A 1,434-nucleotide genomic window follows, 5' to 3' on the forward strand; every position below is an offset into this window, starting at 1 on the left:
GGGCGTGTCAGATGGTCTGTGTAAGCCGTACCGAGAGGAACGGTAAGAATCATGACCATGACCGACGAGAAGAACCCAGGCGAGCCCTCGGGCCAGGACCTGGTCGAGCAGCTGAAAGCCTCAGGGCAGCTTGATTCCCTATTCGCGCAGATCGACGCGGGCGGCGTCGAGCTCACCGGTGACGGCGGGTTCGTGCCCGCGCTGGTCAAGGCCGCGCTCGAGCGGGGCCTGCAGGCCGAGCTGACCAGCCATCTGGGCTACGAGAAGGGCTCGAGCGAGGCGCCGAAGCACGCCAACTCCCGCAACGGGACCACCCCGAAGACCGTGGAGTCCGAGGTCGGGCCGATCGAGCTGGACGTCCCGCGAGACCGGGGCGGGTCGTTCACCCCGCGCCTGGTGCCCAAGGGCCAGCGGCGCCTCGGGGGCCTGGATGACATGATCATCAGCCTCTATGCCGGCGGAATGACGATCCGGGACATCCAGCACCACCTGGCCTCCACGATCGGCACGGACCTGTCGCACGAGACGATCTCCAACATCACCGACGCCGTGAGCGAAGAGGTCCTGGCGTGGCAGTCGCGGCCGCTGGAGGAGTTCTATCCGGTGATCTATCTCGACGCAATCCGGATCAAGATCCGAGAGAACAGCCAGGTCCTCAACCGTGCCGCCTACATCGCCGTCGGCGTGGACCTCGAGGGCATCAAGCACGTGCTGGGGATCTGGGTCCAGGACACCGAGGGCTCGGCGTTCTGGGCCCACGTCTGCGCCGATCTCGCCAACCGGGGCGTGCGGGACGTGCTGATCGTGTGCTGCGACGGGCTCAAGGGCCTGCCGGAGGCGATCGAGGCGACGTGGCCGGACTCGATGGTCCAGACCTGCGTGGTTCACCTGATCCGGGCCGCGATGCGGTTCGTGGCCTACCAGGACCGCAAGAAGGTCGCCGCCGCGCTGAAGCCGATCTACACCGCCCCCAACGAAGAGACCGCGAGGAAGGCGCTGGCCGAGTTCGAGGCCTCCGAGCTCGGCACGAAGTACCCGTCTGCAGCCGCGACCTGGGCGAACTCCTGGGAGCGGTTCATCCCGTTCCTGCAGTTCCCACCCATGCTCCGCAAGGTCATCTACACGACCAACAGCATCGAGTCGCTGAACTTCCAGCTACGGAAGGTGACCAAGAACCGCGGCCACTTCCCCTCGACCGAGGCGGCGGTGAAGCTGCTCTGGCTGGCGATCTGCAACATCGAAGACAAACGCGCCGCCGAACGCGCTCGGGACCGGGGCAAACCCGCCGGCCAGCGCAAAGCCCAGGGCCGGCTCGTCGAAGGCCAGGCCGTCACGAACTGGAAGCAGGCCCTCGCCCAGCTCGCCGCGGCCTACCCCGACCGGATCAACCCCTACCTGTGACCACCCCGCTTACACAGACAAGTTGACACGCCC

Annotated in this window: 1 protein-coding gene; it reads left to right on the forward strand. The window is 66.8% G+C overall.

Annotated elements, in window-relative coordinates:
* Positions 1 to 57: 57 nt before the first annotated feature.
* Positions 58 to 1,401 (forward strand): IS256-like element ISMlu11 family transposase, encoded by a 1,344-nt coding sequence (locus D1832_RS15025; RefSeq protein WP_115165526.1) that lies wholly within the window; start codon positions 58 to 60, stop codon positions 1,399 to 1,401.
* The last annotated feature ends 33 nt before the right edge of the window (positions 1,402 to 1,434 follow it).

Source organism: Dermacoccus abyssi, assembly GCF_003515945.1.
Classification (GTDB): Bacteria; Actinomycetota; Actinomycetes; order Actinomycetales; family Dermatophilaceae; genus Dermacoccus; species Dermacoccus abyssi.

Coding starts and splice junctions, on each gene's coding strand:
- D1832_RS15025 (WP_115165526.1), top strand. CDS start 58: ATGACCGACGAGAAGAACCCAGGCGAGCCCTCGGGCCAGGACCTGGTC.